This is a genomic window from Phnomibacter sp., from assembly GCF_036803085.1.
GTDB lineage: Bacteria > Bacteroidota > Bacteroidia > Chitinophagales > Chitinophagaceae > Phnomibacter.
This window is the reverse complement of record NZ_DAIRUZ010000001.1, coordinates 697,241-721,638: the sequence shown is the minus strand read 5'-3', so window position 1 is coordinate 721,638 and position 24,398 is coordinate 697,241. Positions and strand designations below refer to the sequence as shown.

Below are 24,398 nucleotides of genomic sequence, written 5' to 3'. Positions count from 1 at the left end.
ATGATGAAAAAATGGCTGATGATTTGCTTCGGGATGGCCGCAACAGTGGCCCTGCAGGCGCAAGACATCCGAAACAACCCCACCAGTAACCACGGCAACAAGTTTGAGCAACTGGGCACTATACTGCCCACGCCCAACGAGTACCGTACAGCAAGTGGTGCACCGGGCCCCAAATACTGGCAGCAGCGGGCCGATTACAAAATCACTTGCGAACTGGATGAGGCTAAGCTGGAACTGCGGGGTAAAGAAACCATTACGTATTTCAACAACAGCCCGGATGTACTCACCTACCTGTGGCTGCAATTAGACGAAAACGAACACGACCCAAAGTCTGACAACAACGTGTTTGACGAAAGCGCCATGCGCCCCATGATGAGCTCGGCAGAACTGGCCGGTTTGGACAAAACCGCATTGCTCGAAGGCCATGGCGATAAGATTGATTATGTAAAAGATGCCACCGGAAAAGCGTTGAAGTACACCATCAACCAAACCATGATGCGCATTGACCTGCCTGTGCCCCTCAAGCCCGGCCAGCAGTACATCCTCAATATTGGCTGGCACTACAAAATTCCTAACCGCATGACACTGGGTGGCCGCGGCGGCTATGAGTTTTTTCCAAAAGATGGCAACAATGTGTTTACCATGGCACAGTGGTTTCCCCGCCTTTGTGTGTACAGCGATTTTCAGGGATGGCAAAACCATCAGTTTACCGGCCGTGGCGAATTTGCCCTGGTGTTTGGCAACTACGATGTAGAAATGACCGTACCTGCCGACCACGTAGTAGGTGCAACCGGCGAATGCCAAAACTATCAGGCCGTGCTTACTCCAGCTCAATTTGCCCGCTGGCAAAAAGCGCAAACATCAAAAGATGTGTTGGAAGTAGTAACACTTGAAGAAGCCAAGAAAGCAGAACTGAGCAAAACATCGGCTAAAAAAACATGGAAGTACAAAGCCAATATGGTGCGTGACTTTGCCTGGACCAGCAGCCGCAAATTTGTATGGGATGCAATGCCCACTTACGTAGAAGGCAAAAAGGTAATGAGCATGAGCTACTACCCCAAAGAAGCCTACAACCTGTGGCGTACTTACAGCACCAAAGTAGTGGCACACACCATTAAATCGTACAGCAAATTTTCTATTCCTTATCCATACCCCGTGGCTATCAGCGTAGAAGCCAGCAATGGTATGGAATACCCCATGATTTGCTTCAACAACGGTCGTTGTGCAGAAGATGGTACATACACTGAAGCCACCAAGTACAGTATGATTGGTGTAATTGTGCACGAAGTGGGCCACAACTTCTTCCCGATGATTGTGAACAGCGACGAACGCCAGTGGAGCTGGATGGACGAAGGCCTGAACACATTTGTGCAGTACCTCACCGAAGAATTGTTTGATAACAAATATCCAAGCCGTCGTGGGCCGGCATGGGCTATTGTTGACTACATGAAGCTCCCCAAAAACCAGCTGGAGCCCATTATGACCAACAGTGAAAACATTGTACAGTTTGGCCCCAACGCTTACAGCAAACCAGCCACCGGCCTCAATATTTTGCGTGAAACCATCATGGGCCGTGAGCTGTTCGATTTCGCCTTCCGTGAGTATGCACGGCGTTGGGCATTCAAACATCCTACTCCGGCCGATTTATTCCGTACTATGGAAGATGCCAGCGCCGTAGACCTCGATTGGTTCTGGCGTGGTTGGTTCTACAGCATCGATGCCTGCGATATTTCGCTGGACAGTGTTCGTGCCTTTAAGGTAAATGAGAACATAAGTGCACCGATGGCCCGTGGTGGCAAAGACACTATTTATGTAGCCAAACCCATGGTGAATACTTTTGAAGACATTTCTAAAATCCGCAACCGCGAAGACAAGAGCATTGTATTTGAAACAGACCGCGACACCACCCTGCGTGACTTTTATTATTACTATGCCCGTGGCCAAAAGAAAATAGACAACAGCCCCATCATCAGAGACAGAATGGCTCCTGAAGCAGTTACTGCCGATGATTTGGCGCCATACAAAGACAAGTGGTTTTATGAGCTCCGTCTTTCTAACAAAGGCGGTTTGGTAATGCCTGTAATTATTGAATGGACTTATGCTGATGGCAGCAAGGAAACGGAAAAAATACCTGCGGAAATCTGGCGTAAAAATGAACTGCAGATTACTAAGGCTTTCATGAAAAACAAAGAGGTAACTGCTATTGTCATTGACCCTATGCGTGAAACTGCCGACATTAACGAAGCCAACAACCGTTGGCCTTCGATGGGTGCTCCGAGCCGTTTCCAACTGTTCAAGGGTGGCTTCCGCAACCGCAATGCCGGTGCTGCTTTGCCCAACCCCATGCAGCGGGAAATTAAATAAGCATGACTGTATGAAATGTAAAAAGCCCTTCTGATGAGAAGGGCTTTTTTAATGCACTGACTTTTTGGCTTCAACATTCACATTGTAAAAACCCAATGCTGGCAAGGCTTTTAGCAGGGCAGAAAAAAATTTTTTGTCAATAAATCTGTACCCCTACTTTTGCCGCGGAGAGATGGCAGAGCGGTCGAATGCGGCGGTCTTGAAAACCGTTGACTGTCAAAGGTCCGGGGGTTCGAATCCCTCTCTCTCCGCCCTTAAAAGCCTCAGCAATGCTGAGGCTTTTTTGTTGGCCTATTGCCAGCCATGGTTGCCATACTTTTTTGCAAATCTCTTAGTATCTATCTATTGTTTTTCATTCGATGCAGTTATCTTACTACCCTCAATCCTTGGAAAGATGAAATACATCATTACCTGCTGTCTAATGTTGGTATTCAGTGTTTTTGGCAACGCCCAAAAAATTGTCATGAGAGTGGGGTACACTCAGGGGGGAACCCCTCCCGAAACCGGCGAAGTGGTAAAGGCACTGGAGTTTAAAATTGCAGCTGCCGTAACGTACGGAACTGGTACAGGTGCTTCAGTAGGTAAAGCTCAGCCAGGCACTTTATTCATCAAAAAAGATATTGATTCTTCCGCCAATCCATTGTTCAGGCGATTAGTAATGGGGCAGTCTTTCCCCAGTATTGTTTTTGATTATTATGATGACAAAAACACCAACTATTACAGTATCACCATCACAGAAGCTTTTGTGACCAACCTTGAATTTCTGACGCCCGAATGCCCCTCTTGTTTGAAGCTGGAAAACCTGATAGGTTTTGTTTTTAAAACGATCAAGCTGGAGGATAAAATCAAAAAGACAAATATTATCTGGGACATTTCACTAATGAGAATCTTTTAACAAATGAAAGTTCTGCTCATTTTTTTCCTGCTGTTTTGCGGTGCAGATGCCTTGGCGCAAATAGGGAAAGTCGACATCGGTAAATCTACCATTGGCCAAACAGATTTTAGTCCTGCCATTATTGCACAAGCTAGCACCACTGTATGCAGCATGCCGAATAGTTGTGGTAATTCCACGGGCTGTCCCATCTACATTTTTACGGGCGAAGGCGATTGGCGCATTCCTGGCAACTGGGCTGGTGGAAATATGCCGCCAGTTGAAATACCCAATTGTTACCAAATCATCATTAACCCCGTCAGCAACAAAAGTGTATTGGTGAATCCACAAACATTTTATACCGGCAGCAAACTACATGTAATGCCAGGTAAAACGTTGATTGTACCGGGCAATATATTTGTGCAGTAAATATTGGATTACTTCGTCGCTTCTTCCTCCACTGGTTTCTCAATTACTTTCACCAGCTCGGCCACATCTATGGTAATGGGAATGACACCTACTTGCACAATGGCCTTCTTGCCTCGTATTTCTTTTACCAAACCCACCTGCCGGTTTTTCTTCATTTTCACTTTGTCGCCTTCGGCAATGGGGTCAGCAGTTTCGGTGTATTTGCTGTCTACTTTTTTATCTTTCTTTTCGGCTACCTGCTTTTCTTTCTGCTTAAACAGCAAAGCATGAATGAGCTTAACCACTTCCTCTTTGTTGTCGGTTTTGCGCCACTCTATCACCATCGCTTTCAGCTTTCGCTCCATTTCTTTCAGATAAGTGAGCTGCTCTTCCCTGAACTTATTTTGCTGCTTCAACAGTTCCACTTGCTGCTGATGTTTTTCGCGGTTCATCACTTTCTCCATCTCTTTTTTCAACCGCTCATTTTCTTTCATCAGCTTGTGCAGCTCTGCTTCCCGTACCTCCAACCGTTGCAGGTCTTGCTCGGTGCGGTTCAGCAGTTTATCGAGGGTAAAATGATCTTCATCTACCAGCTTGCGGGCACGGGCTATCAAAGCCTTTGGCAAGCCAATTCTTTCGGCAATGGAAAACGTATAACTGCTGCCGGGTTTGCCTACCACCAACCGGTACAGCGGCGTCAGTTTTTCTTCATCAAACTGCATGGCCCCGTTGATGATACCGGGCACCCGGTTGGCCATCACTTTCAGGTTGAGGTAATGCGTGGTTACTACGCCCATGCTGTGTTTGCGGGCCAGTTCTTCCATTATCACTTCAGCAAAAGAACCACCCAAATTAGGATCACTACCGCTACCCAGCTCATCAATAAAAAACATGGTTTTGCCATTGGCCAACTCTAGAAAATATTTCATGTGTTGCAAATGGCTGCTGTATGTACTCAACTCAAATTCGATGCTTTGCGTATCGCCAATGTGTATGAAGAGTTGTTTGAAAATTCCCATCACACTATCGGCCTGCATGGGCACCAGTAAACCCGCCTGCAACATCATTTGGCAAAGGCCGATGGTTTTCATCGTCACCGTTTTACCACCGGCGTTGGGCCCGCTGATAACGAGGATGCGTCCTTTATCATCCAGTTTTAAATTGAGCGGCACCGTTTCTTTACCGCTCTGCTTGTTGTACAAATACAACAGCGGATGATAGGCTTTCTTCAATTCGATATGCGCCTTGTTTACCACATTGGGCATTTGCGCATTCATATCCACCGCCAGCTTGGCTTTGGCACGGATATAATCAAACTCGCCAATGATGTCGAGATAGGTTTGCATCAATGCAGCATACGGTTGCAGGCTGGCCGTGAGCTGACGCAAAATGCGTTGCACTTCTTTGTGCTCTTCATTTTCCAACGAAAAAATTTCGTTGTTCAGCGCTGTGGTTTCTTCGGGTTCAATAAAGGCTGTTTGGCGGCTGTCGCTCTCGCCATGCAGTACGCCTTTAATCATACGTTTGTTTTCGGCAAATACTGCGAGCACTCTCCTGCCATTCAAAAAACTTTCTTCAATATCGGCAAGGTAACCTTGCTTGTTCATCTTCTGAATGATGCGATCAAACACCCGTCGCAGCTCGTTGCGTTTGCGGTAAAGGCTTTGGCGTATGCGTTGCAAATCTTCGCTGGCATCGTCTTTTACCACACCCAGTTCATCCACCACGGCATCAATCATTTCCCGAATCACTTTTTCGTAGTAGCTATTGTTTACTACCAACGTGAGTGCAGGAAATGCCAACCGACGTTCGCTATCAAACCAGCGGAAAATATTGCCAGCAGTTTCGAGCAGTTTGCGAATGAGCACCCATTGCTCACCCGTAAGCATGGCACCGGGTATGCTCAGCAGTTTCAGGTCTTTCTCTAGGTTCTTATGAAAATCGCCGGGAAAATATTGGGCCGTTTGCAGCAGCAACATGAACTCATGTGTTTGCCGCAATTCCGTTTCAATGTATTGTATATGCGTATGTATGCGCATGTGCTCCACTTTGTGGTGGGCATACGCCGTTTTCACATGATTCAACAACAGCTGTTGCACCTTGTCGAACTCCAACTGAACCATCGCACTTTCAGGATATAACCGCATACAACTTGCTTCGCATCACTTTTTTTGCTGCGCAAAAGTGAGTAAAAATGAGGGAACCACCACTCTTGTGCAGGAAACCGCCCGGGCAATCTATTTTTTGTGAGCAAATGCATACCAAATCAAGCTTGACGAATCCCTACTTTTACGGCCCTTCGCTCCCATTATTTCATGACAACGCCCCCTCCATATTGGTTGCCATTGCGCCTGTCGGCCACCGCACAAATCTTACAACTTAGCTGGCTGTTCACTCAGCAACATCGTTTTACCGAGCCTTTTTTTGACGACAGCATTGCTGTTTGCAAAAGACTGTTTGCTGAAAACAAAGCCACCAACAAACCGCTCACCGGTATTGAAGTATTGCTGCAACCTACGCCCATTCCTGCGGCAAAAACATCCGTCATTGTGCATCATGTCTCCCGCTGCGGCTCTACATTGATTGCACAACTAATGGCATTGAATGAGCAAATGATAGTACTATCGGAAGTACCCGTGCTCGACGATGTGTTGCAACTTTTGCCTGAGCAGAAAAAGCCCGTCTATTTTAATGCTGCGCTGCAGTGGCTATCGCAGTGCCGCATAGGTACCGAGCAGCAGGTGTTGGTTAAAGCCGATGCCTGGCAGTTGTTTCAGCATGAGCATATAAAAAAGAGTTGCCCCGATGCAGCATATGTGTTGCTGTACCGCCATCCCTACGAAGTATGGCAATCGCATCAAAAAAGCCGCGGCATGCACATGGTACCGGGCATGTTGCCTGCAAATGCATTGCCAGCACCTGCACATGATTTATCGCCCGGCGATTTGGATGGTTACTGTGCTCATGTACTCGAACATTACTTCCGAAGTATGTACCAACTAGCGGTTGATCATCCGCAATATTTATTGCTGAACTATGTCCAAGGCCCCATGGCGCTGACATTACAAACCGCACAACATGCAGGCATTGCCTTAAGCGAAACTTTGCTGGCGCAAATGCAAACCAGAAGCCAGTTTCATGCCAAGCGGCCCGGCGAAGCTTTTGCTGAAAAAATGAATCATCAATCCATACCCGAAAGCCTTGCTACGGCAATGGCTTATTATCATCAGCTGGAGGCATTGCGCCTGCAGCAATCAATTGCCCGTAAATAAAAGCAAACAGAATTTCTGCTGCTTCTTCCACGCTGTGCAAGTGCGTAGGCAGGTGAACATGCGGATTTTCGGGAGCCTCATACACATCATTCACGCCCGTGAGGTTATGCAGCTTATCGGGATGACCTTCGGGCAGCAAAGCACGTTTGTACAAACCCTTGGTGTCGCGGCTGATGAGGGTGAGCAAAGCACAATCAACCCAAACCGTGTAAGCACCGTACTCTTTTTCTATTTGCTCCCGTACGGTAGCAAAAGGATTGATAACGGCCAGCAATACCACAGCTCCTGCCTGGCTTTTTTCATGCGCCAATCTGGCCAGTCGCCGCACATTTTCCTGCCGGTCTGCTGCAGAAAATCCGAGATCGGCACACAGCGTTTTGCGATATACATCCCCATCAATAATGAGGTGGGCTATTTGCAATTGTTGCAACTTTTCTGCCACCGCATGGGCAAGTGTGGTTTTACCGGCACCGGATAATCCGGTGAATTGAACAATCATGAAATAGCATTGGAGGATGAAGCAGTCAAATGTACTTGCAAGGCTGCTGCCAAATCATCGGCCAGATTGATGGATGTAGCAGTGCCTTGCTCTCGTAGTGCTGCTATAACAGCCTGCTGTTGCTGTATAGCCGCAGCATCAACTGCTGCCATAAAACGGGTAGCGTTGGCCATGGTTTGTTGCAGCCAGTCATTCACCACACAATCAATTACCAAATGAATACGGTCGATGTTGCTTTCATTTACCACCGAATGAGGCAGGTTGGCATTGAGGTACCAGCATTCGCCGGCAGGCATATGCATGGCTTGTCCGTCGATGGTAAAAACTACTTTGGGATGCGTAAAAATGGGCAGGTGCAATCTGGCTTCGCCCTGCTCAAAAGACAATTCTCTGTCGCGGTGGGTTTTGATGACCGCACCAGCGGCAAGGTTCAGCAGTCGCACCGACATCACAGTACCAGGCAATGCCTCCACCCATGCTTCAATGCTGGGTAGTTCCTGCATCAGCGGCGTGTTGGCATAGGTTTCAGCGCCCACAGCATCGGGCACCACATGGCCGGTTTCGCCACCCGGCGACCGCAAGGCCAGCGCAGTCCACGAACCTTCGTAATGCAGCTGATTGAAATGCGGCAACCACTGCTGCTGCAGTTGTTGCACCTCGGTTTGCATTTGCTGCCAGGGATAGCTCAGGGGTAGTTTGGCGTGTGAAATAATCTGCATGATGGCACCAAATTAAAGGCTTCGCATTTGCAGTAGCAAAAATTACAAGCTGGCTTCATTTGCCAAATGCGGAACCAGACGCCAACTCTTGCTTGTACAGCTGCATTCCCTGTACATTTGCGCCAAACATCAGATAGCATTATGAAAAAGATTGTTGTTGCTGCATCACTGGCCCTGTGTATGGTAGCCGGTGCTCAGGCCCAGGCCCTCAAAACTCCTGCGCCTTCTACTACTCAGTACATTAAGCAAGATTTTGGTTTGGGTACCATTGAGCTGAGCTACAGCCGCCCCAGCGCCAAAGGCCGTGTGGTAATGGGCGATTTGGTGCCCTACGGTAAAGTATGGCGTACCGGTGCCAACAATGCAACCACCCTCACCTTTAGCGATGATGTAACCATTGGTGGCAAACTGGTAAAAGCCGGTAAGTACGGTCTGCTTTCAATTCCTGATGCCAAAGAGTGGACACTCATCATCACCAAAGATTTGAATGTCACCAGCCCAGCTGCGTACAACGAAGCCAATGATGTGGTACGTGTAAAAGTGCCCGCTACTACCGTAGGTATGAAGGCTGAAACCTTTACCATGCAGTTTCAGAGCATTACCAACAGCACTTGCGAATTGCACCTGCGTTGGGACAATGTAATGGTAGCACTGCCCATCAGCACCGATGTAGATGGCAAGGTAATGGCACAGATTAAGCAGGTAATGGAAGTAGACAGCAAGCCTTATTTTGCTGCTGCCCAGTACTACTACGACAATGGTAAAGACCTGAAGACTGCCCGTGAGTGGGCCGACAAAGCAGTAGCTGCCAGCCCTAATGCGTATTGGGTAGCGTTGCTCAATGCCCGCATTTGCGCCAAGCTCGGCGACAAAGCGGCAGCAAAAGCCATGGCCGAAAAAACAGTTGACCTGGCCACCAAAGGCAAAAACGACGATTATGTAAAAATGGCCAACGACCTGCTGAAAACTTTGTAAGCTGCAGTTGTTGTGGTAATAAAAAAAGGATGGCGAGAGTCATCCTTTTTTTGTTGGGAGAAGTGATGAGCTTAGGATTTGTTAGAGTGTTGAAAGCGCCCCCTGTGGTGTTTTCACCATCAGCAATCACCCAATCCTAAATTTGCGGCCTATACCAAGAATTGGTATTTTCATACTCAAAATGCAGTGACATGGCCAAAAACACGTCTATTTTATTGGGAGATTATTTCGACCAGTTCATCAGTAGCCAGATTGAAACAGGGCGTTTTTCGTCTGCCAGCGAAGTTGTAAGAGCTGCGCTTCGTCTTTTTGAGCAAGAAGAGCGTAAGAAAGCAAACCTGATACATGAACTCAAAGCGGGAGAAGAATCGGGTTTTGTAGCGCATTTCGACAGGGCTGCATTTCTGAAAGGCCTGCACGAAAAACAGGTAGCAGATGGCATATAGCATCAGCCACAAAGCAGCAGCAGACATGGAACAAATCTGGTTGTATACTGTTGAGCACTGGTCTGTAGAACAGGCTGACAGGTATATCAACCTCATCTTCGACGAAATAGAATACCTGACAGTACATCCCAGTTCAGGAAAAGATTACAGCCACATACGTGAACAGTACCGTTGTAGCAAAGTAAAATCGCATTTAATATTTTACAGATCCGCCAATAACGGAATCGGCATCGATATCATTCGGGTACTGCATCAACGAATGGATATTGAAAGCAGGCTTGGAGAGTAAGTGTTGTGCTGTCAGTAATATTTAATGAAGCACGTTTCCCAGCAACTTTTCCAGCCGGGGACGTTGCGTGACATCGAAAGCGCCGCTGTTGGTATTTTTACCAACAGCAAGTGATGTAGATTTTAAGAATTGCGGGTGATAACACCCGCAAAGGAAAAAATGAAAAAAATATGGCAATAACTTTTCTACTTGGTGCAGGGTTTTCAATGGAAGCGAACTATCCTAGTGCTCATGCTTTAAATGAAAAGTTTTTTACTAATGTCGAAAACAAGCTTTTGAAATTTTCATCAGGGGAATGGATGTGGGACGAGTATGATGAAGTCACTTCTCATAACGGAAAGCTCAATACAGACTATTTAAATGTTTCTTATTTGCATAGTGAATTAATTGACGTCTTTCAGAAAACAACCTTTCAACCGTTTGATTATGAAGTATACTATGACTGGATATTCCAAAACGATTTCTCGATAAGCATAATTAAAGAATGTTGCCAAAGAGTAAATCAAAGATTAAAAAAAACTTATAAGTCAATTAGCGATGACTTTCTTTTTTCAGATCCTGGTGTAAATGAACTAAATAAAATAAGAGAAAGCTATGTTTATCTAATTGCAGACTTATTGAGAAGACCTTATGATAGAGAGATAAATTCGAATCACTACAACGCATTTATTAATTGTATTTCAGGAATCGAATCGAATATTTTTACATTAAATCATGATACTTTATTGGAACATTTATTTGCTAAAAATAACATCAAATATTCCGATGGATTCTCCTCGAATGAAAGCATTTTAGTTAACGTAGAAAAAAATCCTCTAACAGTATTTACAAACTCTTTTGAAGAAAAAACAAGACTTCATAAGCTTCATGGCAGTATTGATTACTATCGTTTTCAAGAATTGAGTCAATCTAATGGGGTTTATTATGATACATCCAATTATTGGTTTTTCAAACCAAGTACATATTGGGAAAAACATATTGTTTCAAAAATTGACCCAACAAATCAAAAGATAATTCAGTCTTTGAATCCTGATATTAAACCACAATTCCTTACTGGAAAGTCGAAATCAGAGAAAATGAGTAATCATCTTATTTATAAAAACTTATATACTCGATTTAAAAACTCGCTTAGGTCTACCGAAAAACTGATAATCATTGGCTACTCCTTTAGAGATAACCATATCAATGAGTTATTAATTCATTTTTTGTCTGTAAACACATGTCCAATAGTTAATATAAATCCGTATGTAAGCTTTCCATTTAGACGCAATTATTCCAAATTAAATATCACTGAATTAAAGTCGATTCGCTCTCTCTAAAACTCTCTCACCCCTTTTCCAGCAACGGCTCCGCAAGGGACTTTGCAATATGCTTTAAAGATTTTTTGCAAGCGATAACACCCACAAAGGCAACATCACACAATCACTTATACCGCACCCCATTTTTCATTACCAGCTGCACCTGATACAGGGCTTGCAGGTTCTCCAAAGGATTGCCGGCTACAGCAATGATATCAGCCCACTTGCCGGCTTGTATTCGGCCGAGGTTGGGCAGTTGCAACCAGTCGGCATTGCCGGCGGTAGCGGCTTTCAGTACTTGTGGTATGGGCATACCGTATTCGGCCATCAGCAATAACTCCTGCACATTGCTGCCGTGGGCAAATACGCCCACATCGCCGCCAAACACAATACCCACGCCCGACTGCAAGGCAGCGGCAAAAGATTGTCGCTTTTTAGTTATGGATACCGGCTCGGACTCCTGCCCTTTTTTCCAGCCACGGTAAAGCGCTATCGATTCGCTGGCGGCCAGTGTGGGGCAATACGCCACCCCTTTTTGTTGCATCAGCTGAAAAGTAGCAAGGTCGCCTTCATCGCCATGCTCAATGGTAGCCACGCCTGCCAGCGTAGCCCGGCGCATGGCTTCGGGGGTAACGGCATGTACCACCACCGGCCGGCCTGCACTGGAAGCTACCGCCACCGCCACCGACAATTCTTCCTGTGTAAACGTAGGGCGGGCAGTGCGGCCCACACCCCAGTAATAATCGCCGTAGAGTTTTATCACATCGGCCCCCTTGCCTATCTGGCTGCGTATTTCTTTGGTCAGTCCTTCTACGCCATCGGCTTCGGCAGCGCCTTTGGGATAATCCACATCGGCCGATTTGCTTTTGGGTCCGTAGCTACCGGTGGCCACAATGGCCTTGGTAGCCACCAGCATGCGGGGCCCGGGAATGACGCCTTTATCAATGGCTTGCTTGAGGCCCACATCATCGTAGTTGGCGCCTTCCGTTCCCAAATCACGAACGGTGGTAATGCCCGCCATCAGCGTGGCACGGGCATGGTTCACGGCACGGGCAATGCGTTCTGCCGCCGACTCCTCCAGCACCTGCTCATTCCAGCTCACTTCGTTGTACGGATGCAACAGCAGGTGTGAATGGCCTTCAATTAAACCGGGTAGCAGGGTTTTACCTGCCAACGAAATGGTTTGCAGCGGTGCCTTACCATAAGCTGTTGCGGAAAAACCGGCCTTGGGCCCTGCATATACAATGAGATGGCCCTGCACCGCTACCGCCCAACCAGTATGCATTTGCTCGCCATCCCACACCCGATCGGGCATCAGCAGACGAAGCGTATCTGTAGCTGTTTGTGCCTGCGCCGTATGCAAGCCCAGCATCAGGAATAAAAACAAGCGGAACCAGCGTTGGCTCATGTTGGTACAATTTAGGCTGACAAATTAGCCATTGGGTGCCATTCCGCCACGGCCCTTCACCCTTTTCCTTCACAGGCTCTTCACATTTGTATGCCCAACTGGCAGGCAAATGACCTGTGCACCTTTCGTGGAAAAGCCAAATGGCAGAAAATTTCAAATGGCTTTATTTTTGATTTTCTCTCTACGAACATTTCTAACCAATCAAAAAAAGGATATACAATGGCTTTAGAATTTACCGATGCCGCTTTTAAGAAAGACGTGCTCGAAAGTGATAAACTGACTGTGGTGGATTTTTGGGCAGAATGGTGTGGCCCCTGCCGTGCTATCGGTCCCGTAATTGAAGACCTGAGCAAAGAATACGCCGGTAAAATTCAGGTGGGCAAACTCAACGTAGACCACAATCCTGAAGTAAGCATCAACTACGGCATCACTTCTATTCCTGCCATCCTGTTTTTCAAAAACGGTCAGGTGGTAGACAAACTGGTAGGTGCTCAGCCCAAGTCAAACTTCGTGAAGAAGATTGAGCAACACATGTAAGAAAGTCCCGATTGTATCGGGTTAAATTTTAGCACTGCAACCTGTCATCATTCAATTTGATGACAGGTTGCTTTATTTTGCAGCTTATGGAACAATCAATTTTTAATACGTGGAGAGAGCTGGTGCCGGCCGATTTTGCCGACAACAGCCGTGTGTGGATTTATCAGTGCAACCGCATGCTCATGATGAGCGAAGCCTTGCAGGTAGAACCAATGCTGGAAGATTTTGTAGCCAACTGGAAAAGTCATGGCGCCCCGGTGAAGGGTTACGCCAATTTATTCTTCGGTCAGTTTTTGGTGATTATGGCCGATGAAAGTGCCACCACGGTGGGCGGTTGTAGCACCGATAGTTCGGTACGCATGGTAAAAGAAATTGAACAACGTTTTCGGGTAAATATGTTCGACCGTTTGTCGCTGGCTTTTTTGGTAAAAGGCAAAGTAGAAATGCTGCCCTTACAACAGTTGCAATACGGTATCGAAAAAGGCTTTATTACACCGGATACCATTTACTTTAATAACCTGGTACAAACCAAGGCCGACTGGCTACACAAGTGGATGGTGCCTGCTGCTCAAAGCTGGCTGGCCAGCCGCTACAAGCCACTCACCACCGTATAAGCTTATACCACTAATTCTGCTTTATGCAACGTTTCTTTTCTTCCAAATGGCTGCTCATCGGCTGTATTACATCCGCCTTGTTTGCTTTCAATGCCGATGGCAACGCAGCCGGATTTGTGCCAGTCAAAAAAGACAGAGCCATCATTGTACAAGAAACGGTGCAACAAATAATGCTGTACAAAAAAGCGGAACAAACTGCCTTCACCTTGGCTGGCTTTGAGCAGTTTTTAGGACGAAAACTGAGCAAAAAAGAGAAGCGGATTTTTACCGTTTATAATTTTTATACTGAGCTGACTCCGGAAGAAGAAGCAGCGATGATTCAAAATAAACGGATGGGCAACTGGAGCATGATTATGGGTATTGCGGGTTTTGTGGTAATGTTCATTCCTTACGTATCGGCACTCACAATTGCGCTTTGGCCAGCCGCCATTATAACGGGCATTATTGCCATCAGTAGAGCTAAAAAATTCGACAATAGAAAAGGCAGCGGTTTTGCATCGGGACTTGCAGGTTTGCTTACCGGTGGGCTTGGTTTGGTGCTGTCATTTTTGGCGGTATTAGTGATTTTGGCGCTTTGGCAATAGTTATTGCCTCGCCAATATTGAACTCTTTACTTCGCCCATAACTGTACCAGCGTTACCAACACATCAGAAGCTTTTTGCATGTCCTGCACACTTATCCATTCGTGCTTGCCATGCAGGTTTTGCATACCGGTAAAAATATTGGGGCAAGGCAGGCCCATAAAACTCAGACGACTACCATCGGTACCACCACGAATGGCTTCCATTTTGACAGTAAGTCCATTGGCTTCAATAGCTTGCTTTGCCAACGTTACAATCTGCGGATGTTTGTCCAATACTTCTTTCATGTTGCGGTATTGCTCGGTTACCACAAAATCCATGGTAGCGCCTGGAAACTCTGCCACTACCTGAGCTGCCAATTGTTGCAAACGGGTTTCATGCTCTGCCAGCTTATACGTTTCAAAATCACGAACAATGAAATGAATGGAAGCTTTTTCAGCAATACCTGTAAGTTGTACCGGATGCACAAAGCCTTCCCTTTTTTCGGTGGTTTCAGGGCTCCATTCTGCTTTCGGTAAACGATCGAGAATGGCACCGGCTACTTTCAATGCATTTACCAAAATGCCTTTGGCTGTGCCGGGATGCACACTTACCCCATGCACTACTATTTCTACGCCATCAGCACTAAAGGTTTCATCTTCCAAATCGCCGGCTTCGCCACCATCCAATGTGTAACCGAACTGTGCACCGAGTTTTTGCAAATCAACTTTGGCGGTTCCACGTCCCACTTCTTCATCTGGCGTAAACAATATTTTAATGGCACCATGCCTGAGCTCAGGATGCTGCATCAGGTATTGGGCCATATCCATGATTACTGCCACACCACTTTTATCATCGGCACCCAATAAAGTACTACCGCTGGCGGTAATGATGTCGTTGCCAATCTTCTTTTGTAAATACGGGTATGCTTTGGGTGAAATAATCTGCGTAGGATCGTCAGGCAATATCAAGTCACGTCCATCGTATTGACGATGCATCATGGGCCGAACGTTGGTCCCGCTGCAATCCGGCGCCGTATCTACATGGCTGCAAAAACAAATCACCGGCACATCATGCTCCACATTGGCAGGAATGGTAGCGTACACATAACCGTACTCATCCATATGTGCATCGGCTATGCCCATGGCTTGCAGCTCTTTTGCCAGTATGGCCGACAAATATTTCTGCTTTTCTGTACTGGGAAAGCTGCTGCTGTTGGGATCACTTTGGGTATCAACCTGCACATACCTGATTAATCTTTCTGCTACGCTGTATTCTTGTGCCGTCCGTTGCATGGTGCTTGTATTTTGAAAGATGGCAATGTACATGAAGCTGAGAAAATTCAGGAAATCCATCCCTTTTCATTTATAAAAAATTGCTGCGCATACCACTTCAGCAACCTTTCTGCAGCAGGCTTGTTGCTAAAAAGAAACAGTACTTGGCCGGCGAGGGTTATTTTTGCAGCGGCCAACGGCCTACATCGATATGAAACAATTTAACGTTCCCTCTTTTTATAGAAGTCAGCTTATTTCAGCCATCAAGGCCAACCGCAAAGCGGCAGACAAACTCAAGAAAGATTTTGCACCCACCCTGCTCGATTTTGGTTCGTTGAAAATATACCTGGCCCGTCATTTCGGCTTTTGCTACGGTGTAGAAAATGCTATTGAAATTGCGTACCGCTGCGTGGCAGAAAACCCGGGCAAACGCATTTTTCTGTTGAGTGAAATGATTCATAACCCGCAGGTAAATGCCGATCTGCAGAAAAATGGTGTTGCGTTTTTGCAAGATTCATACGGCAAAACCATTGTGCCTTTTGAAAACCTGACGCCGGAAGATGTGGTGATTATTCCCGCCTTTGGCACCACCATTGCCATTGAAGAAAAATTGAACAGCCTCGGCATTTCGCCGTACAAATACAACACCACCTGCCCCTTTGTAGAAAAAGTGTGGAACCGTGGCGAACAGCTGGGCGAAAAAGGCTACAGCCTTGTCATTCACGGCAAGCCCAAGCATGAAGAAACGAGGGCTACTTTCAGCCGGGCGGCGCACCACTCTCCTGCCGTTGTTGTAAACGATATGTCAGAAACCATCACCCTTGGCAAATACATCACCGGTGAACTGCCTGCTGCGGAATTTTACGACACATTTAAAGGCCGGCACAGCGATGGTTTTGACATTAGCAAAGACCTGCAACATTTTGGTGTTATCAACCAAACTACGCAGCTGGCTACTGATACGCAAGCCATTGCCGATTACCTGAAAGCCCTGGTAGAAAAACATTTTGGTGAATCCGATGCCGATGGCAAAAAACGTTTTGCAGATACACGTGATACCCTTTGCTATGCAACCAACGACAACCAAACTGCCGTTCGGGAAATGCTAAACACCGATGCCGATTTGGCCATTGTGGTGGGCGGCTACAATAGCAGCAACACCAGCCACTTGGTAGAACTGTGCGAAGAGAAACTGCCAACTTTTTACATCAAGGAAACTGCCAGTATTGTTGATACCAACAGCATTGTTCATTTTGATTGGCGGAATAAACAAGAGTTGCAAACCATTGGCTGGATGCCCGCCAAAAAGCCATTGACCATTTTGCTGACAAGTGGTGCCAGCTGCCCTGACACTTTAGTGCAGGCGGTGATAGAAAAACTACTCGGTTATTTTCCAGATGCAAAGGCATTAGAGCAAGTGGCTGAAACATTTTTGCACGACTAAGCTTTGTGTGGCTTGGTCTTCATGGCCAGTACCAATTCGTAAGCTTTGTTCAGGGTTTCTTCTGGCGAAAGATCAGTATTGTCTAGAATAATTGCATCGTCGGCTTTGCGCAGCGGACTTATCTCCCGGTTGCTGTCGATATAGTCACGCATCTCGAGGTTATGTTTTACCTCTTCAATGGTAACGGCCGGATTTTTTTCGTGCAGTTCCTTAAAGCGACGGGTAACACGGATGGCAGGATCTGCCTGTAAGAATATTTTCAATTCGGCATTGGGAAAAACGGTGGTGCCAATGTCACGGCCATCCATCACAATGCCTTTGGCATTGCCCAGCTTTTGCTGTGCCGCTACGGCAAATGTGCGAACCTCTTTTACTGCGGCTACTTCACTTACTTTTTCAGCCACTACCAAATCACGAATCACATATTCCACGTTTTCGCCATTCAGGAAAATTTCACTCTGTTTGGTATCGGGGTTTACTTCGAAATGTAATTCAATGTTGCTGATAGCGTTGTCCACTTCGGCATTGTCATTCCAATCAATACGATTGCGCAAAAAATACAACGTGATGGCCCGGTACATCGCACCGCTATCAATGTATTTGTAATGCAGTTTGCTGGCCAGCTTTTTAGCCAGTGTGCTTTTGCCACAGGAAGAATACCCGTCGATGGTGACAATAATTTTGCGCATGTTGCAAATGTCTGCCTGCGCAGCTAAGCATGCAAATTATTTTGGGGCCTTTATGTGAAAACGATAGATGCCCCACCCAACCGTATAAAGCAACCCAACTACGCAAGCCATCAACAAGTAATTGAGTTTGCTGGCTCCGCCACTCATGGCACTATCATATACCATCCATTGAATGCCCAGAAAAATAATAGCCACCCACACCCTTATTAGCCGCACCATCCATGCCCCAACCTGATACATTTGTGCTGCATTTTCTTCGGTGATGGGTACGGAATAGTTGAATTGCTGCGGGTGTTTATTCATAAAAAACAATGTGGTGGCTACGAAAAAATAAATACCAGCCAACAGCCAAACCGATTCTTTCCCAGACCAACCATCTGGCTTTCCATTAAAACTAAAATGGATGGGCACTCTTTCGGGCAACACCGCATAGTGGTATATCACACTTACCAATATCGCTGCAGACAATAACCAAATAACCAACTCTAAGCGGCTATCTGTTTTGGTAAATGGTATTGAAATATTCGGACGATTCATCACATAAAAAAGCCAGCTGTTTCCAACTGGCTTTAAAGATAAATCATGTATGCATTAGGCTTTGCCTTCTTCTACGGTTGGTTCCGATTCGCGGCTCTTCATGCTGAACACAATCTTCTGATTGTCCTTATCAAAACTGGCTTCGAGTACATCGCCCTGCTTGATATTCATATTTAGAATTTCTTCTGCCAGCGGGTCTTCCAAATACTTTTGGATGGCCCTGTGTAGCGGACGAGCACCAAACTGTGAATCGTATCCTTTATCGGCAATGAAGTCTTTTGCTTCTTTGGTGAGTTCCAAACTAAAGCCCAGGTTGTTCAACCGCTTCATCACATTCTTCATCAAAATATCGATGATAGAGAAGATGTTTTCTTTCGACAAACTGTTGAAGATGATCACATCGTCAATACGGTTCAAAAATTCAGGACTGAAGGTGCGCTTCAATGCTTTTTCAATAACAGCCTTGCTGTTTTCTTCAGCACTCTGCATACGGGTAGCGGTAGCAAAACCCACGCCTTCACCAAAATCTTTCAACTGGCGTACACCAATGTTAGATGTCATGATGATAAGGGTGTTTTTGAAATCTACCTTGCGACCGAGGCCATCCGTAAGCTGACCATCATCCAATACTTGCAACAAAATATTGTAGATATCAGGATGCGCTTTTTCAATTTCATCGAGCAGGATAACGCTGTAAGGTTTACGACGCACTTTCTCAGTGAGTTGTCCGCCTTCTTCGTAGCCCACGTATCCCGGAGGCGCACCAATCAAACGGCTTACGGTAAACTTCTCCATGTATTCACTCATGTCGATGCGAATGAGTGAATCTTCGCTATCGAACATATAACGAGCCAAGGCACGGGCCAATTCTGTTTTACCTACACCCGTTGGACCAAGGAAAATGAATGTACCGATCGGTTTCTTTGGATCTTTTAAACCCACCCGGTTGCGTTGAATAGCTTTCACCACTTTCAGGATGGCTTCATCTTGTCCGATGACCATGTCCTTCATATCGTCGCTCATGCGGCGTAGCTTCTCCGTTTCGGCTTGCACCATGCGTTTTACCGGAATGCCGGTCATCATGCTCACCACTTCAGCAATGTTTTCTTCATCGATCGGATAGCGGGCATGCTTGCTGTCTTCTTCCCATTCGTTCTTGGCTTTTTCCAGTTCTTCGCCAAGGCGTTTTTCGGTATCCCGCAATGAAGCAGCTTCTTCAAAACGTTGGCTTTTTACCACCTTGTTTTTCTCCAGCTTTATTTCTTCAATGCGTTTTTCCAGATCCAGAATATTCTGTGGTACATTGATGTTTTTGAGGTGCACACGGGCTCCTACTTCATCCAATACATCAATGGCTTTGTCGGGCAGCAATCTGTCTGTCATGTACCGATCGCTAAGTTTTACGCAGGCTTCAATGGCTTCATCATTGTAGCTTACGTTATGGTAGTCTTCGTACTTGCTTTTGATGTTTTGCAGAATCTGAATGGTTTCTTCCACGCTGGGTTGTTCCACAATCACTTTTTGAAAACGACGATCGAGGGCACCATCTTTTTCAATGTGCATGCGGTATTCATCCAAAGTAGAGGCGCCAATGCACTGGAGTTCGCCACGGGCCAATGCAGGTTTAAAAATGTTGGAGGCATCCAGTGAGCCACTGGCACCACCAGCACCTACGATGGTATGAATTTCATCGATGAACAGAATCACGTCTCTGTTCTTTTCGAGTTCGTTCATGATGGCTTTCATGCGTTCTTCGAACTGACCACGATATTTTGTGCCGGCTACCAATGCAGCCAGGTCCAAACTAATCACTCTCTTGTCGAACAACACCCGGCTTACTTTACGCTGCACAATGCGCAGTGCCAGACCTTCTACAATGGCGGTTTTACCCACACCGGGTTCACCAATTAGAATGGGGTTGTTCTTTTTACGGCGAGATAAAATTTGTGACACCCGTTCTATCTCTGCTTCACGCCCCACAATGGGATCCAATGTGCCTTGCTCTGCCAGGCGGGTGATATCGCGGCCAAAGTTGTCGAGCACAGGTGTTTTGCTTTTTTGCGCACCACCTTGCTGCTGCCGTTGTTTGGATGCACCAGCACCATAACCGCTACCTTTTTTCTCCTCTTCAAAATCATCGTTATCGTCGTCGGAGTATTCGGCACGGGTGTTGAAATCGCTGTTGAGCAATACGCCCAATTCATTTTTGAAAACATCGTAGTCTACTTCATACTGCATCAGTATTTGTGTAGCAATATTTTCTTTGTTTTTCAAAATGCTCAGCATCAGGTGTTCGCTTTCTACGGTGCCACTCTTAAGCGATTTTGCTTCGAGTACCGTTACACGAATCACTTTTTCTGCCTGCTTGGTGAGCGGCAGGCTGTTGATGTTGGCAATATTTTTTCCTGTTTTATCCCGCACGGCCAGTTCTACTTCCTTGCGCAATTCGTACAGGTCTACGTTCAATTGTTTCAGCACTTTGATAGCTGTGTTTTCGCCGTCTCTTATCAGGCCAAGCAACAGATGCTCGGTGCCAATAAAATCATTGCCCAACCTCAATGCCTCTTCTCTGCTGTAGGAAATTATTTCCTTTACCTGTGGTGAAAAATTACCGTCCATATGTGTGCTCTCCTGTTGCTTACAATATTAAAGATTATTTTCGGGGCTCAATCCTTTGCTGAAATACACATGTTGTGAATTAAGGAACAACCTCCACAACCTGCCCGTTTCAACATTTAAGATGCCGGTTGAATGCATTACGATTCAGGAACAATTTAGGTTGTGAAGGAATCGGTAATCCTGAAAAGCGGCAACAACTTATACACCGTTGTTTATGAACGTCAAATTAGATACCAAGGAAAAATTTCACGAAATCAGCCTCCTCGATGGCGTATTAACTGCTAATATGACAGCCGACTTTGCCGAAATGCTGTCTGTTGTACAAAAACAACCGCCATTTAATGTAGTGCTGTCATTGGAGCAGGTGCAGGAAGTACATGCAGATATGCAGCAGGCACTGGCGCAGGCTCAACAAGCTTACTATGAACTCAACTATTCTTTTGTGATTTGCTGCATGCAACCTGCTGTAGAAGAAGCGTTTGACAAGGCCGAACTCCTGGAAATGATGAACGTAACGCCTACCCTGAGCGAAGCCTGGGACATTGTGCAAATGGAAGAAATAGAGCGGGAACTGATGGGTGATTTTGATACGGAATAATTCATATCCGTTTTTTTGCAGCATACGCAGCCGATTGATTGTCATTTGCATTTACCCACTACACTGCACCGCTTATGTACGGACTCACCATTCTCGGCAACAATTCGGCTATACCGGCATATGATCGTCATCCAACGGCGCAGGCCCTGTACTGGAACGACGAAGTGTTTTTGATAGATTGTGGCGAGGGTACACAAATGCAGCTTACCCAGTACAAAATCCGTCGGGGCAAAATCAACCACATTTTTATCAGCCATTTGCATGGCGATCATTATTTCGGGCTCATTGGCCTTATTACTTCGTTTGGATTGCTGGGCAGAGAGCAGCCGCTGCACATTTATGCTCCTGACGGTTTGGAGCAAATCATCCGACTCCAGTTACAGGTTGCCGATACTACGCTCCCATTTGATTTGCAGATACATACTATTGAAACTGCCGGCACATTACTTAGCACCAAGCATGTGCGGGTGGACTGTTTCCCGGTAAAGCATCGCATTCCTTGTTTTGGGTTCCGCTTTACGGAGCAAAAAGCACCCCGGACTTTACTTAAGGAAAAAGCTGTGGCCGCAGGCATACCGCAATACTTCTACAACCGCCTGAAGCTGGGTGAAGATTACATCAACAAAAATGGCGAAGTAATACTGAACGAAACAGTAACTACTGCAGCGCCAGCACCATTGAGCTATGCTTATTGCGCCGATACTGTATACCTGCCGGAATTATGCGTTCATCTGCAACAGATTACATTGATGTACCACGAAGCCACTTTTTTGCAAGATTTGGAAGAAAGAGCCGCAGCCCGTTTTCACAGCACCAGCAAACAAGCCGCTATGATGGCGCAGCAATGCCAGCCACAGCGATTACTCATCGGTCATTTTAGTAGTAAGTACGAAGACTTGCAGGAGTTTGAAGATGAAGCCCGAGCAGTATTTCCTACAACAGATTTGGCAATTGAAGGAGTTACTTATTTGCTGCGCCGCCCAACCGAAGCAGGTAGCTAAAAAAAGAGGGCAATTGTTTGCGCCAGGCGGCTTCGTTGTGCTGCGCCTCCGGCGAAATAATTTCGACGAATGATCTTGGTTTTCCTTTTTTAGCCAATGCAGCCATGCGTTGCATGTCGGGTACCATGGATTCTCCTTCCATGCCGCCGGCATAAAAGAACAGCCGCTTTTTCCGAAAGGCTGATGGTTGCGCATTAGCTGCATTGAAAATTTCAGGTGCTGTCCAGTATGCAGGAGAAAATATTCCTGCACCAGCAAATTGTTGCGGTGCTTGCAGCAAAGCTTGGGTGCTGATGAGCCCGCCCATGCTGCTACCTGCAATCCACGTGTGTGAAGCTTTGCTATTGGTACGATATTGTGCATCTACCCAGGGCTTCAATGTATCCGTAATCCATTGCACAAATGCACGTCCGTCGGCTTTGCCAAAACGGGGATGGTTATATGGATTGTATTCATTCATCCGTACCGGGCCTGCATGATCTATACCTACAACAATCATTGATTTTCCCGTGGCTAGAAAGATGGAATCGAGGACTTCATCTACCTGCCATTCGCCAAAGCTGCCCGTGGTTACATCAAACAGGTTTTGCCCGTCCATCATGTACAGCACCGGATACTTGTTGGTGCCCTGCGTATAATCGGGTGGCAAATACAAACGGATGGTTTTACTTTCTTCCTTTCGTTGTACAGCAGCAGGTAATACATGCACATTGGCTGAGGCTGTTGAAACAATGGGCTTGCCTGCATGCAAGTGCTGAAAGCTTTCAATACGAATTGTAACGCTTGTGTCTTTCAGCAATTTGATAATGCGATTGTTGATGCCTGCACCGTTACTCGTACATTCTACTTTTTCCCAGCTACCCAAAGTGCATTTAAACTCCAGCAATGCAGCAGCAGTAGCTTGTATGCGCAGCTCTCCCTGATTATTAAAACGATAGTTACTGTCTTTCGGATTCCAACCATTGAAATTGCCAGCTACAAATACTTGTTCTGCTGAAATACCATTCGGCAAATCTTTCAGCGAAAGCAAAAGGGTTTGTGCCCACCCGTTGGTTTGCACAAACCCCATCCAGACCAGTAAGGTCAGTATTGATTTATTCACTTACAGTAAGCTTTTCAGTTTTGGCATGTGTGCTGCACTCAGCGGCACCAACGGCAAACGAAGATGGTTGCTGATGATACCCATTTCACTCAAAAATGCTTTTACACCTGCAGGATTGTTTTCTACAAAGCACATGTCCATTTTTTCGAGGAGACTGTTTTGCAAAGGACGAGCTTCTGCAAACTGACCATTGAGGCACATGTGCACCAATTGGCTGAACTGTGCAGGATGACTATTGGCAATCACACTGATCACACCATCAAAACCACAGGCAATGAGCGGCATGGTTACATGGTCGTCGCCACTAATGAGCAAGAAGCCTTCCGGACGATTTTTGATGAGGTGCATGGCTTGCACCATGTTGCCGCTGGCTTCTTTGGTACCAATCACTTTGCCAGGAAAGTCGTTGGCCAACCGAATGGTGGTTTCGGCACTTACGTTAGATGAAGTACGACCGGGCACATTGTACAAAATCACCGGCTTAGGCGATGCGTTGGCAATAGCTGCATAATGCTGGTAAATACCTTCCTGAGAAGGCTTGCTGTAATAAGGGCTCACACTCAGCACTGCCGTTACAGCATCCAAAGGCCAAGTGGCCAATTTGCGCAACACTTCTTGAGTATTATTGCCACCAATACCAACCACTACCGGCACACGGCCCGCCACGGTTTTCAAAGTAAAATCGAGTACAGCGAGTTGCTCTTCTTCAGAAAGTGTAGCTACTTCTCCTGTAGTGCCAAGTGTTACTACGTAATCGGCTTTACCGCGAAGAACATATTCAATGAGTCTTTCGAGGGCTGCATAATCTACAGCCATATCTTGCTGGAAAGGTGTAACTAGGGCTACACCCACACCTTTTAATTGTTGCATTTTA

Annotated in this window: 24 protein-coding genes and 1 tRNA gene; 15 read left to right on the top strand and 10 right to left on the bottom strand. The window is 46.2% G+C overall.

What is annotated here, in order from left to right:
* From V7Q13_RS03050 to V7Q13_RS03035, 4 genes are all read left to right on the top strand, one after another.
* The gene (locus V7Q13_RS03050; RefSeq protein WP_333799207.1) at window positions 1-2,364 is read left to right on the top strand and encodes a M1 family metallopeptidase; all 2,364 of its coding nucleotides are present in this window, start codon (window positions 1-3) and stop codon (window positions 2,362-2,364) included.
* A 166-nt stretch (window positions 2,365-2,530) separates the two neighbouring features.
* A tRNA-Ser gene (locus V7Q13_RS03045) sits at window positions 2,531-2,615 on the top strand.
* Between the two features lie 143 nt (window positions 2,616-2,758).
* Complete coding sequence (locus V7Q13_RS03040; RefSeq protein ID WP_333799206.1) at window positions 2,759-3,259, top strand: type VI secretion system tube protein Hcp; 501 nt, start codon at window positions 2,759-2,761, stop codon at window positions 3,257-3,259.
* A 3-nt stretch (window positions 3,260-3,262) separates the two neighbouring features.
* Complete coding sequence (locus V7Q13_RS03035) at window positions 3,263-3,664, top strand: hypothetical protein (protein WP_333799205.1); 402 nt, start codon at window positions 3,263-3,265, stop codon at window positions 3,662-3,664.
* A gap of 8 nt (window positions 3,665-3,672) precedes the next feature.
* Here V7Q13_RS03035 and V7Q13_RS03030 read toward each other — a convergent pair whose 3' ends face one another.
* Complete coding sequence (locus tag V7Q13_RS03030) at window positions 3,673-5,790, bottom strand: endonuclease MutS2 (protein WP_333799204.1); 2,118 nt, start codon at window positions 5,788-5,790, stop codon at window positions 3,673-3,675.
* 168 nt (window positions 5,791-5,958) lie between these two features.
* On the opposite strand from V7Q13_RS03030, the gene V7Q13_RS03025 reads away from it, so the two are divergent.
* Window positions 5,959-6,915: a hypothetical protein gene (locus V7Q13_RS03025; protein WP_333799203.1), complete on the top strand. Its 957-nt coding sequence runs from the start codon at window positions 5,959-5,961 to the stop codon at window positions 6,913-6,915.
* On the opposite strand, the gene cysC is transcribed toward V7Q13_RS03025, so the two are convergent.
* Together cysC and V7Q13_RS03015 are read right to left on the bottom strand one after the other, a co-directional pair.
* Window positions 6,848-7,414: an adenylyl-sulfate kinase gene (gene cysC, locus V7Q13_RS03020; protein WP_333799202.1), complete on the bottom strand. Its 567-nt coding sequence runs from the start codon at window positions 7,412-7,414 to the stop codon at window positions 6,848-6,850. The two genes, V7Q13_RS03025 and cysC, sit on opposite strands and share 68 nt — an antisense overlap.
* Window positions 7,411-8,133, bottom strand: a complete 723-nt coding sequence (locus tag V7Q13_RS03015) for an aspartyl/asparaginyl beta-hydroxylase domain-containing protein (protein WP_333799201.1) — start codon at window positions 8,131-8,133, stop codon at window positions 7,411-7,413. The genes cysC and V7Q13_RS03015 overlap by 4 nt, the downstream gene beginning before the upstream one ends.
* Before the next feature lie 141 nt (window positions 8,134-8,274).
* Between V7Q13_RS03015 and V7Q13_RS03010 the strand changes: the two genes are divergently transcribed.
* The 4 genes from V7Q13_RS03010 to V7Q13_RS02995 all read left to right on the top strand — a co-directional run bounded on the left by V7Q13_RS03010 (window position 8,275) and on the right by V7Q13_RS02995 (window position 11,162).
* The gene (locus V7Q13_RS03010; protein WP_333799200.1) at window positions 8,275-9,108 is read left to right on the top strand and encodes a DUF2911 domain-containing protein; all 834 of its coding nucleotides are present in this window, start codon (window positions 8,275-8,277) and stop codon (window positions 9,106-9,108) included.
* A gap of 191 nt (window positions 9,109-9,299) precedes the next feature.
* Entirely contained in the window at window positions 9,300-9,554 is a 255-nt protein-coding gene (locus V7Q13_RS03005) for a type II toxin-antitoxin system ParD family antitoxin (RefSeq protein ID WP_333799199.1), read from the top strand.
* On the top strand, window positions 9,544-9,843 hold the full coding sequence (locus tag V7Q13_RS03000; RefSeq protein ID WP_333799198.1) for a type II toxin-antitoxin system RelE/ParE family toxin: 300 nt from the start codon (window positions 9,544-9,546) through the stop codon (window positions 9,841-9,843). The genes V7Q13_RS03005 and V7Q13_RS03000 overlap by 11 nt, the downstream gene beginning before the upstream one ends.
* A gap of 170 nt (window positions 9,844-10,013) precedes the next feature.
* Window positions 10,014-11,162: an SIR2 family protein gene (locus V7Q13_RS02995; protein WP_333799197.1), complete on the top strand. Its 1,149-nt coding sequence runs from the start codon at window positions 10,014-10,016 to the stop codon at window positions 11,160-11,162.
* A gap of 103 nt (window positions 11,163-11,265) precedes the next feature.
* On the opposite strand, the gene V7Q13_RS02990 is transcribed toward V7Q13_RS02995, so the two are convergent.
* Window positions 11,266-12,549 carry a metal-dependent hydrolase family protein gene (locus V7Q13_RS02990; protein ID WP_333799196.1) on the bottom strand — a complete coding sequence of 428 codons (1,284 nt, stop codon included), beginning with the start codon at window positions 12,547-12,549 and terminating at the stop codon, window positions 11,266-11,268.
* A 219-nt stretch (window positions 12,550-12,768) separates the two neighbouring features.
* On the opposite strand from V7Q13_RS02990, the gene trxA reads away from it, so the two are divergent.
* From trxA to V7Q13_RS02975, 3 genes are all read left to right on the top strand, one after another.
* Window positions 12,769-13,086 carry a thioredoxin gene (gene trxA, locus V7Q13_RS02985; RefSeq protein ID WP_157478459.1) on the top strand — a complete coding sequence of 106 codons (318 nt, stop codon included), beginning with the start codon at window positions 12,769-12,771 and terminating at the stop codon, window positions 13,084-13,086.
* An 86-nt stretch (window positions 13,087-13,172) separates the two neighbouring features.
* On the top strand, window positions 13,173-13,700 hold the full coding sequence (locus tag V7Q13_RS02980) for a hypothetical protein (RefSeq protein WP_333799195.1): 528 nt from the start codon (window positions 13,173-13,175) through the stop codon (window positions 13,698-13,700).
* A 23-nt stretch (window positions 13,701-13,723) separates the two neighbouring features.
* Window positions 13,724-14,284: a hypothetical protein gene (locus tag V7Q13_RS02975; protein WP_333799194.1), complete on the top strand. Its 561-nt coding sequence runs from the start codon at window positions 13,724-13,726 to the stop codon at window positions 14,282-14,284.
* 26 nt (window positions 14,285-14,310) lie between these two features.
* On the opposite strand, the gene pepT is transcribed toward V7Q13_RS02975, so the two are convergent.
* Window positions 14,311-15,615 (bottom strand): peptidase T, encoded by a 1,305-nt coding sequence (pepT, locus tag V7Q13_RS02970; RefSeq protein WP_333799193.1) that lies wholly within the window; start codon window positions 15,613-15,615, stop codon window positions 14,311-14,313.
* A gap of 130 nt (window positions 15,616-15,745) precedes the next feature.
* On the opposite strand from pepT, the gene V7Q13_RS02965 reads away from it, so the two are divergent.
* Window positions 15,746-16,978, top strand: coding sequence for a 4-hydroxy-3-methylbut-2-enyl diphosphate reductase (locus tag V7Q13_RS02965; protein WP_333799192.1), 1,233 nt, complete (start codon window positions 15,746-15,748; stop codon window positions 16,976-16,978).
* On the opposite strand, the gene cmk is transcribed toward V7Q13_RS02965, so the two are convergent.
* Genes cmk through V7Q13_RS02950 form a run of 3 tightly spaced genes read right to left on the bottom strand, consistent with a single transcriptional unit; the run spans window position 16,975 to window position 20,823 of the window.
* Window positions 16,975-17,667 carry a (d)CMP kinase gene (gene cmk, locus V7Q13_RS02960; RefSeq protein WP_333799191.1) on the bottom strand — a complete coding sequence of 231 codons (693 nt, stop codon included), beginning with the start codon at window positions 17,665-17,667 and terminating at the stop codon, window positions 16,975-16,977. The genes V7Q13_RS02965 and cmk overlap by 4 nt on opposite strands.
* Before the next feature lie 36 nt (window positions 17,668-17,703).
* The gene (locus V7Q13_RS02955) at window positions 17,704-18,204 is read right to left on the bottom strand and encodes a DUF1648 domain-containing protein (RefSeq protein WP_333799369.1); all 501 of its coding nucleotides are present in this window, start codon (window positions 18,202-18,204) and stop codon (window positions 17,704-17,706) included.
* 54 nt (window positions 18,205-18,258) lie between these two features.
* Entirely contained in the window at window positions 18,259-20,823 is a 2,565-nt protein-coding gene (locus V7Q13_RS02950) for an ATP-dependent Clp protease ATP-binding subunit (RefSeq protein ID WP_333799190.1), read from the bottom strand.
* Between the two features lie 214 nt (window positions 20,824-21,037).
* On the opposite strand from V7Q13_RS02950, the gene V7Q13_RS02945 reads away from it, so the two are divergent.
* Together V7Q13_RS02945 and V7Q13_RS02940 are read left to right on the top strand one after the other, a co-directional pair.
* Entirely contained in the window at window positions 21,038-21,421 is a 384-nt protein-coding gene (locus tag V7Q13_RS02945) for an STAS domain-containing protein (protein ID WP_157478603.1), read from the top strand.
* Between the two features lie 74 nt (window positions 21,422-21,495).
* Entirely contained in the window at window positions 21,496-22,422 is a 927-nt protein-coding gene (locus tag V7Q13_RS02940; protein ID WP_333799189.1) for a ribonuclease Z, read from the top strand.
* Here the strand turns inward: V7Q13_RS02940 and V7Q13_RS02935 are convergent.
* Window positions 22,382-23,524 carry an alpha/beta hydrolase gene (locus V7Q13_RS02935; RefSeq protein ID WP_333799188.1) on the bottom strand — a complete coding sequence of 381 codons (1,143 nt, stop codon included), beginning with the start codon at window positions 23,522-23,524 and terminating at the stop codon, window positions 22,382-22,384. The genes V7Q13_RS02940 and V7Q13_RS02935 overlap by 41 nt on opposite strands.
* Window positions 23,525-24,394, bottom strand: coding sequence for a 4-hydroxy-tetrahydrodipicolinate synthase (gene dapA, locus V7Q13_RS02930; RefSeq protein ID WP_333799187.1), 870 nt, complete (start codon window positions 24,392-24,394; stop codon window positions 23,525-23,527).
* Window positions 24,395-24,398: the final 4 nt, after the last annotated feature.